The following is a 9,073-nucleotide window of genomic DNA, read 5'->3' as shown; positions in this document are numbered from 1 at the left end:
GTATCTGATCCAACACCAATGAAAATCCCCTGTGGGAGCGAGCCTGCTCGCGAAAACGTCGGCACATTCAGCACCAAGCCTCTGACGAACCCAGATGCCCGGACTCAGGAAAACACTTCAGCATCCTTGAAGAACGCAGCCGCCTGATCCTTGGCGGACAGTTGCGGTGCTTCATCCAGTTGCCAGTCGATGGCCAGGTCCGGATCGTCCCAACGAATGCTGCGCTCAGCCGACGGCGTGTAGTAGTCGGTGGTTTTGTAGAGGAACTCGGCGAAATCACTCAACACCACGAAACCATGGGCAAAGCCTTCCGGAATCCAAAGCTGGCGACGATTCTCGGCGGACAGACGCATAGCGACCCATTTGCCGAAATGTGGCGAGCTGCGGCGAATATCTACCGTCACGTCAAGTACTTCACCTGCTGTCACGCGAACCAATTTGCCCTGGGTGTTTTCCAGCTGGTAATGCAGACCGCGCAACACACCTTTCTGAGAGCGCGAATGATTGTCCTGAACGAATCGAGGGCTTAGCCCTGTCGCATCCGCAAAAGCCTTTGCGTTGAAACTCTCGTAAAAAAAACCTCGCTCATCACCAAATACCTTGGGTTCGATGATCAACACACCGGGCAGGTCGGTGGTGATTACATTCATGGTGTTTCTCCAGCAATAAGCGCGATGGCCCACATTCTTGCTCAAAGTGCTGACCGGTACGAGGGCCGATCTGGAAAGCTCGCCAAAACACCGCTGTAACCCCAGCGTAAACCCACTCTTTACGCTTTCTTTATTCCCCGCGCGCGGCCTCGATCTCGTTCCTTTACAGCCTTCCTTCCGACAATGAACCCACACGCGGCAATGCGCCGTAACACGGAGAACTTCCATGAGCGTTCTGGACGGGGTGTCACTGCTGTTGGCAGTGGGGCTGTTCATTTATCTGTTGGTTGCGCTGTTGCGCGCGGACCGGAACTAGGAGCGGCTATGCACAGTTATGACTATTGGCTGATCCTCGCGTTTTTCGCGGTGGTATTGGTTCCGGCGCCGTTTCTCGGGCGCTTCTACTACAAGGTGATGGAAGGCCAGCGCACCTGGTTGACGCCGATCCTCGGCCCGGTCGAACGGGGTTGTTACCGGTTGGCCGGGGTCGATCCGCAGGCCGAACAGAGCTGGCAGAAGTACGCCCTGGCCTTGCTCGCCTTCAACCTCGCGGGTTTCCTGCTGCTGTTCGCGATTCTGTTGTTCCAGGACCATCTGCCCCTGAACCCGCAAAACCTGCCGGGCCAGGAGTGGACGCTGGCGTTCAACACCGCCATCAGTTTCATGACCAACACCAACTGGCAGGCCTACAGCGGTGAAGCATCGCTGAGCTATCTGAGCCAGATGGCCGGCCTCACCGTGCAGAACTTCGTCAGTGCCGCGACCGGTCTCGCTGTGCTGGTCGCGCTTTGCCGTGGCATCGGTCGCAAGTCCACCCAATCCCTGGGCAACTTCTGGGTCGACATGACCCGCGCTACCCTCTACGGCCTGCTGCCGCTGTGCCTGCTGCTGGCGCTGTACCTGGTCTGGCAAGGCGTGCCGCAAACCTTCGCGCAATACGTGAATGCGGTGACGATGCAGGGTGTCGATCAGGTGATCCCGCTCGGTCCTGCCGCCAGCCAGATTGCGATCAAGCAACTGGGTACCAACGGTGGTGGCTTCTTCGGCGTCAACTCGGCGCATCCGTTCGAGAACCCGACGGCCTGGGCCAACCTGTTCGAGCTGGCGTCGATCATCTTGATTCCCGTCGCGCTGGTCTTCACCTTCGGCCACTACGTGAAGGACCTGCGTCAGAGCCGCGCGATCATCGCCTGCATGCTGGCGTTGTTCCTGATCGGTGGTGCGACTTCGTTGTGGGCCGAATACCAACCGAACCCGACCCTGAACAACGTCGCTGTCGAACAAACCGCGCCGCTGGAGGGCAAGGAAGCCCGGTTCGGCACCACGGCCACCGTGCTCTGGTCAGTCACCACCACGGCGGCATCGAACGGTTCGGTCAACGGCATGCACGACAGCCTCAACCCGCTCAGCGGCATGGTGGCGCTGGTCAACATGATGGTCGGCGAAGTGATCTTCGGCGGCGTCGGCGCCGGGCTCTACGGGATGTTGCTCAACGTATTGATCGCGGTGTTCCTCGCCGGCCTGATGATCGGCCGGACCCCGGAATACCTCGGCAAAAAACTGCAAGCCAAGGAAGTGCAATTGCTGGTGGTGACCCTGATGGTCATGCCGATCGGCGTACTGGTACTCGGCGCGATTGCCGCCAGCCTGCCCGGCCCGGTGGCATCGGTGAGCAATCCCGGACCCCATGGTTTCAGCCAGTTGCTTTACGCCTACACCTCGGCCAGTGCCAACAACGGTTCCGCGTTCGGCGGCTTCGGCGCCAACACGCCGTTCCACAACCTGATGCTGGGCCTGGGCATGTTGATCGGTCGTTTCGGCTACATCCTTCCGGTCCTGGCTCTGGCCGGCAGCCTGGCGATGAAGAAAACCGCACCAATCGGGCAGAACAGCTTCCCGACCCACGGCCCGCTGTTCGTGACCCTGCTGACCGTGACCATTTTGCTGGTGGGTGGTTTGACCTTTCTGCCGACCCTGGCGCTGGGGCCGATTGCTGACCACTTGAGCATGGTTGCTTTTGGGTTAAAGAGCTGAGGACTATTTGATGAATATGCCCGTAGTAAAACCGGTTGCCGCGAAGGCACCGGAACAACCGAAAACCGCGATCTCGGCCCTCTGGCGCCCAGCGTTGTTGCAAGCTTTCGTCAAGCTCGACCCTCGGCAATTGCAACGCGCACCGGTGATGCTGGTGGTCGAACTGACGGCGATCCTGACCACCGTTCTGTGCTTCGTCCCGGACACGGCGGTACCCACCTTCGTCGCCGCGCAGATCGCGGTGTGGCTGTGGTTCACCGTGCTGTTCGCCAACTTCGCCGAAGCCCTGGCCGAAGGCCGCGGCAAGGCCCGCGCCGATAGCCTCAAGGCGGGCAGTGAAGGCTTGAGCGCTCGCCGCAAAACCAGCAACGGCACCTTCCAGGTGGTGCCCGCCACCAGCCTGCGCAAGGGCGATGTAGTGCGCGTCGAAGCCGGGGAGATGATCCCCGGTGACGGTGAAGTGATCGAAGGCATCGCCGCGGTCAACGAAGCGGCGATCACCGGTGAATCGGCACCGGTGATCCGCGAGTCCGGCGGCGACCGTTCGGCCGTTACCGGCAATACCCGGCTGGTGTCTGACTGGCTGCTGGTGAAGATCACCGCCAACCCCGGTGAGTCGACACTGGACCGCATGATCGCCCTGGTCGAAGGCGCCAAGCGGCAGAAAACCCCGAACGAAGTGGCGCTCGACATCCTGTTGATCGGCCTGACCCTGATCTTCCTGCTGGTGGTCGTGACCCTTCAACCGTTCGCGCACTTCGCCAACGGCAGCCTGCCGCTGGTGTTCCTGGTGGCGTTATTGGTCACGCTGATCCCGACCACCATCGGCGGCCTGTTGTCCGCCATCGGTATCGCCGGGATGGATCGTCTGGTTCGCCTGAATGTGATTGCCAAGTCCGGTCGCGCCGTGGAAGCGGCGGGGGACGTGCATGTCCTGCTGCTGGACAAGACCGGCACCATCACCTTCGGCAACCGTCGTTGCACCGCCGTGGTTCCGGCTCCAGGGGTGACGGCCCGGGAACTGGCCGAGGGCGCCTTGTTTGCCTCGCTGGCCGATGACACGGCGGAAGGTAAATCCATCGTCGAATACCTGCGTGGCACTCAACCGCAGCCTGAGCCGGCCGCTGAGTTGCTGACTGCCGTGCCGTTCAGTGCCGAAACCCGGCTGTCGGGTGTCGACTATCAGGGTCGTGTCTATCGCAAGGGGGCCGTGGATTCGCTGCTGGCCTTCGTCGGTCTCAAACGCGCCGATCTGGCCGCGCCGCTGTCTCGGGAAATCGACAGGATTGCCCAGAGTGGCGGTACGCCGTTGCTGGTCTGCGCCGACGGCAAACTGCTGGGCGCGATCCACCTCAAGGACGTGGTCAAGCCCGGCATCCGCGAACGTTTTGCCGAGTTGCGCAAACTGGGGATCCGCACGGTCATGGTGACCGGCGACAACCCGCTGACCGCTGCGGCGATCGCCGCTGAAGCGGGTGTGGATGACGTGCTGGCCGAAGCCACGCCGGAGAAAAAACTGGCGCGCATTCGTCACGAGCAAAACGACGGTCGCCTGGTCGCCATGTGCGGTGACGGCGCCAACGATGCCCCGGCCCTGGCCCAGGCCGATGTCGGCATGGCGATGAACGACGGCACCCAGGCGGCACGCGAGGCGGCCAACATGGTCGACCTCGACAGCGATCCGACCAAGCTGCTGGATGTGGTGCAGATCGGCAAGGAGTTGCTGGTGACCCGCGGCGCGTTGACGACGTTTTCCATCGCCAACGACGTGGCCAAGTACTTCGCGATCCTGCCGGCGCTGTTTGCCGCGATCTACCCGCAACTCGGCGTGCTGAACATCATGCACCTGAGCAGCCCGCAGAGCGCGATTCTCTCGGCGATCGTGTTCAACGCCTTGATCATTGTCGTGCTGATTCCGCTGGCATTGCGCGGTGTGCGGGTGCAGGCGGCGAGCGCGGCGGCATTGCTGCGCCGCAACTTGCTGATCTATGGACTGGGCGGGATTCTGGTGCCGTTCGTGGGTATCAAGGCCATCGACATGCTGTTGACGGCGTTGCATCTGGTTTGACCCGTGAGCGGTGTGCCAGACACACCGCCTTCGCGAGCAGGCTCGCTCCCACAAAAAGCAACGCATTGCCCTGTGGGAGCGAGCCTGCTCGCGAAGAACACGACACGATGCATCTGACTGAACGCCGTATTTGTTCATTGAATTCGAGGATTTTTAAATGTCCACAATGATACGCCCAGCCCTGAGCCTGCTGGTCCTGATGACCCTGATCACCGGCGTTGCCTACCCCTTGGTGGTCACCGGCGTGGCGCAGGTTGCGTTCCCCGATCAGGCCAATGGCAGCCTGGTCCGCGATGCCGACGGCAAGGTCCGCGGTTCTTCGCTGATTGCCCAGGATTTCGTCGGTGACGCCTGGTTCCACCCACGGCCATCGGCCGGTGCATTTGCCACTGTGTCGAGCGGTGCCAGCAACCTGTCGCCGAGCAACCCGGCCCTGGCCACTCGGGTGATCGACGACGCCAACAAACTGTTGGTGCCCGGTCAGGGGCCGGTGCCGCTGGCGATGGTCACCACCTCCGGCAGCGGCCTCGATCCACACTTGCCACCGGCCGCGATTGCCTATCAACTGGCGCGTGTCGCCGCGGCGCGCAACCTGCCGGTCGCGACCCTGCAAAACCTGCTGGACGCGCACATCGAACAGCCGCTGGTGGGGCCGCCGGTGGTGAATGTGTTGGCGCTGAACAGGGCGCTGGAAAAGTTGTAGAGCGGCGGTGCGGCCATTCGCGAGCAGGGGTACGCATTCCCATGTGGGAGCGAGCCTGCTCGCGAAGACGGCAGAACAGCCACTACATGAACATCTGAAATAAGAGAATCCCGAACATGAGCGACTCCGGCCGCGCCGACGCGCTGTTAGCCAACCTGCCCCGCGACGGTCGTGGCCGGCTCAAGGTTTTTCTCGGTGCCGCGCCCGGGGTCGGCAAGACCTACGCCATGCTGCAAGCGGCCCACACTCAACTGCGTCAAGGCGTGAAGCTCATTGCCGGTGTGGTCGAGACCCATGGCCGCGCCGAGACCGAAGCGCTGCTCGGCGGCTTGCCGCAGCAACCGCTGGTGCGCTCGGAATACCGTGGCGTGATGCTCGAAGAAATGGACCTCGACGGCTTGCTCGCTGCCAAACCGAAACTGGTATTGGTGGACGAACTGGCCCACACCAATGCCCCGGGCAGTCGTCACGCCAAACGTTGGCAAGATATTCAGGAACTGCTCGCCGCCGGCATCGATGTGTACACCACGGTCAATGTCCAGCATCTGGAGAGTCTCAACGATCAGGTGCGTGGCATCACCGGCGTGCAGATCCGCGAAACGCTGCCGGACTGGGTGCTTCAAGAAGCCTACGAACTGCTGTTGATCGACTTGCCCCCACGCGAGTTGCTTGAGCGTCTGCGTGACGGCAAGGTCTATGTGCCGGAGCAGGCGCGGGCGGCCATCGATGCGTACTTTTCCCAGACCAACCTCACCGCGTTGCGTGAACTGGCGATGCAAACCGCCGCGGCTCAGGTCGATAACGATCTGGCCCAGGGGTATCGTCAGCTCGGTCAGGCGGCGCCCGCCGTGCGCGGGCGCTTGCTGGTCGGCATCGATGGCGATGCCCAGGCCGAGCGTCTGGTGCGCCACGCCAGCCGCGTCGCCCAGCGCCGGCATCTGCCGTGGAGCCTGGTGCATGTGGACACTGGCAGTGTGCGTGACGAGCAATCGCGCCTGCGCCTGCAAAGTGCCCAGCAACTGGCCGAACGCCTGGGCGGCGAAGTGGTGTTGCTGCGGGCCGGCGAGGTGGCCAAGACCCTGATCCAGCACGCCGCCGAGCGTCGCGCCAGCCTGGTGCTGGTCGGACAGTCCCGCCAGCGATTGCGCCGTCGACTGTTCGGTGGTGGTTTGGCGGCGCGTTTGTTGCGCCATGCACGCGGGCTGGAAATCAACGTCATCGACAGCGATATCGAACAGGATCAGCCACGACTACGTCCGGTTCATTCGCTGGTGTGGTTCGACTACGCGCTGGCGCTGATCGCGACCGTGCTCGCCAGTGCCCTGGCCTGGGCGGTGGCGAGTGTCTTGCCGCTGCCGAATATTTCCCTGGTGTTCCTCGCCGCCGTGTTGCTGGTGGCGGTGCGTAGCAGCCTCGGCCCGGCGCTGGCCTGTGCCGTGTTGTCGTTTCTGACTTACGACTTCCTGTTCATTCCGCCGAATTTTTCCTTTCACATCCAGCGCGAAGAAGACGTGCTGACCTTGCTGTTCTTCCTGCTGATGGCGGCCCTCACCGGCAACCTCGCGGCACGACAGCGGCGCCAGCTGCAGGCCTTGCGCGACACCCAGGAGGAAACGACCGAACTGCTCGACCTGTCGCGCAAACTCACCGCCGCCACTGACCGTCAGGCTGTGATCAATGCCGCCGCTCATCACCTCGAGGGCTGGAGCGATCTGCAACTGTGCCTGCTCAATCGTGACGGCCAGAGTGGCTGGAAAGTCGAAACCGGTGGCCCGCTGGAATTCACCGAAGCCGAGCGCGCAGCCGCCGATTGGGCCTGGCAGCACGATCAACCGGCGGGCGCGGGCACCGGCACCTTGCCGTTCGGCCGTTGGTGGTGGTGGCCGTTGTCGGTGGAAGAGGGGCCGCTGGCGTTGCTCGGGGTGTGCGCGAAAGAGGGCCAGACCTTGAGCGGCCAGCGTCGGCGTTTGTTGACAGCGTTGAGCCAGCCACTGGCACAGGCGCTGGCCCGCGCGCAATTGGCCGACGACCTGGAAGCGGCGCGGCTGCACGGTGAAACCGAGCAACTGCGCAGTGCCTTGCTGGCCTCGGTGTCCCACGACTTGCGCACACCGTTGACCTCCATGCGCGGCAGCATCGACAGCCTGCTGGCCCTTGGCGAGGCGATCCCGCTGGAGGATCGCCGCGAGCTGCTCGAAGGCACCCGTGATGAAGCCGAACGCCTCGACCGCTACATCCAGAATCTGCTGGACATGACCCGCCTCGGTCACGGCGCGCTGAAACTGTCGCGGGATTGGGTATCACCGGCAGACATTGTTGGCAGCGCGCTCAATCGCCTGCGTACGGTGCTGGCGTCGTTGCAGGTGAATGTCGAGGTACCGGCGGAGTTGCCGTTGCTGTACGTCCACGCCGCACTGATCGAACAGGCGTTGATCAATGTGCTGGAAAACGCCGCGCGTTTCTCGCCGGCCCACGGTCGTTTGCAATTGAGCGCCGGGGCTGACGACAGCGAGCTGTTTTTCTCGGTGAGTGACGAAGGCCCCGGGATCCCGGAAGCGGAGCGGGAGAAGATTTTCGACATGTTCTACACCGCCGCCCGCGGCGATCGTGGCGGGCAAGGCACCGGGCTGGGGCTGGCGATCTGTCAGGGCATGGTCGGTGCCCACGGCGGGCGGATCAGCGTCGCCGACGGTATCGAAGGACGCGGCACCTGCATCACCTTGCACCTGCCCCTGCAGGCTCAGCCGGCCTTTGAAAATTAAGTGTCGAAGGTGAAGCCTGATGGTGCTTGCGCTACTCTTTTCCACCTCTTCAGATTGATGTGAATCCATGAGCCAGACCGCGACCATTTTGGTCATCGACGACGAACCGCAGATCCGCAAATTCCTGCGCATCAGCCTCGTTTCTCAAGGCTACAAAGTGCTGGAGGCGGGCACCGGTAATGAAGGACTGGCCCAAGCCGCGCTGAACAAACCGGACCTGCTGGTACTCGACCTCGGTTTACCGGACATGGACGGCCAACAGGTGTTGCGTGAGTTTCGCGAGTGGTCGGTGGCGCCGGTGCTGGTGCTCTCGGTGCGTGCCGGCGAAGGGCAGAAGGTTGAAGCGCTGGACGGTGGCGCCAATGACTACGTGACCAAACCCTTCGGTATCCAGGAATTCCTGGCGCGGATACGCGCGCTGTTGCGACAGGCACCGGTGGGCGAAGCCCAGCAAGCCGCGCTGAGCTTCGGCCCGCTGACGGTGGACCTGGCGTATCGCCGAGTGCTGCTCGACGGCAGCGAAGTCGCCCTGACCCGCAAGGAATACGCCGTGCTGGCGCAACTGGCGCGCCATCCGGGACGGGTCATCACCCAGCAGCAACTGCTCAAGGACATCTGGGGACCGACCCACACCGAAGACAGCCATTACCTGCGGATCGTGGTCGGGCATTTGCGGCAGAAACTGGCGGATGATCCGACGCGACCACGGTTTATCGTGACGGAGGCAGGGGTGGGGTATCGGTTGTTGAGTGAGGGTGGGCTTTAGGTTTGTGGTGAATGATCCGGCCTCTTCGCGAGCAGGCTCGCTCCCACATTGGATCTGCTCCAGACACAAACTTTCCGAACACCGAAGATC

7 protein-coding genes are annotated in these 9,073 nt (G+C 62.7%); 6 read left to right on the top strand and 1 reads right to left on the bottom strand.

From position 1 onward, the window contains the following. Nucleotides 1-104: 104 nt before the first annotated feature. Nucleotides 105-650 carry a dTDP-4-dehydrorhamnose 3,5-epimerase gene (rfbC, locus tag ACW9HW_RS26925; RefSeq protein ID WP_457402338.1) on the bottom strand — a complete coding sequence of 182 codons (546 nt, stop codon included), beginning with the start codon at nucleotides 648-650 and terminating at the stop codon, nucleotides 105-107. 226 nt (nucleotides 651-876) lie between these two features. Here rfbC and kdpF point away from each other — a divergent pair, with 226 nt between their 5' ends. The 6 genes from kdpF to ACW9HW_RS26895 all read left to right on the top strand — a co-directional run bounded on the left by kdpF (nucleotide 877) and on the right by ACW9HW_RS26895 (nucleotide 8,983). After that, on the top strand, nucleotides 877-966 hold the full coding sequence (gene kdpF, locus ACW9HW_RS26920; RefSeq protein ID WP_007899818.1) for a K(+)-transporting ATPase subunit F: 90 nt from the start codon (nucleotides 877-879) through the stop codon (nucleotides 964-966). 8 nt (nucleotides 967-974) lie between these two features. Then, nucleotides 975-2,684 (top strand): potassium-transporting ATPase subunit KdpA, encoded by a 1,710-nt coding sequence (gene kdpA / locus ACW9HW_RS26915; protein WP_457402336.1) that lies wholly within the window; start codon nucleotides 975-977, stop codon nucleotides 2,682-2,684. A 10-nt stretch (nucleotides 2,685-2,694) separates the two neighbouring features. Further along, the gene (gene kdpB, locus ACW9HW_RS26910; RefSeq protein WP_457402334.1) at nucleotides 2,695-4,752 is read left to right on the top strand and encodes a potassium-transporting ATPase subunit KdpB; all 2,058 of its coding nucleotides are present in this window, start codon (nucleotides 2,695-2,697) and stop codon (nucleotides 4,750-4,752) included. A 157-nt stretch (nucleotides 4,753-4,909) separates the two neighbouring features. Beyond that, nucleotides 4,910-5,455 (top strand): potassium-transporting ATPase subunit KdpC, encoded by a 546-nt coding sequence (gene kdpC, locus ACW9HW_RS26905; protein ID WP_457402332.1) that lies wholly within the window; start codon nucleotides 4,910-4,912, stop codon nucleotides 5,453-5,455. 116 nt (nucleotides 5,456-5,571) lie between these two features. Beyond that, complete coding sequence (locus tag ACW9HW_RS26900; RefSeq protein WP_095196526.1) at nucleotides 5,572-8,217, top strand: sensor histidine kinase; 2,646 nt, start codon at nucleotides 5,572-5,574, stop codon at nucleotides 8,215-8,217. Nucleotides 8,218-8,284: 67 nt separating this feature from the next. Next, entirely contained in the window at nucleotides 8,285-8,983 is a 699-nt protein-coding gene (locus tag ACW9HW_RS26895; RefSeq protein WP_095196527.1) for a response regulator, read from the top strand. Nucleotides 8,984-9,073: the final 90 nt, after the last annotated feature.

This window comes from Pseudomonas sp. SDO5532_S415 (genome assembly GCF_054071155.1).
This window is presented reverse-complemented; position numbering and strand designations above follow the sequence as displayed.

What these genes read in the sequence shown, in the direction of transcription:
- kdpF (WP_007899818.1), top strand. Translation starts at nt 877, where the DNA reads ATGAGCGTTCTGGACGGGGTGTCACTGCTGTTGGCAGTGGGGCTGTTC.
- ACW9HW_RS26900 (WP_095196526.1), top strand. Translation starts at nt 5,572, where the DNA reads ATGAGCGACTCCGGCCGCGCCGACGCGCTGTTAGCCAACCTGCCCCGC.
- kdpA (WP_457402336.1), top strand. Translation starts at nt 975, where the DNA reads ATGCACAGTTATGACTATTGGCTGATCCTCGCGTTTTTCGCGGTGGTA.
- kdpC (WP_457402332.1), top strand. Translation starts at nt 4,910, where the DNA reads ATGTCCACAATGATACGCCCAGCCCTGAGCCTGCTGGTCCTGATGACC.
- rfbC (WP_457402338.1), bottom strand. Translation starts at nt 650, where the DNA reads ATGAATGTAATCACCACCGACCTGCCCGGTGTGTTGATCATCGAACCC.
- ACW9HW_RS26895 (WP_095196527.1), top strand. Translation starts at nt 8,285, where the DNA reads ATGAGCCAGACCGCGACCATTTTGGTCATCGACGACGAACCGCAGATC.
- kdpB (WP_457402334.1), top strand. Translation starts at nt 2,695, where the DNA reads ATGAATATGCCCGTAGTAAAACCGGTTGCCGCGAAGGCACCGGAACAA.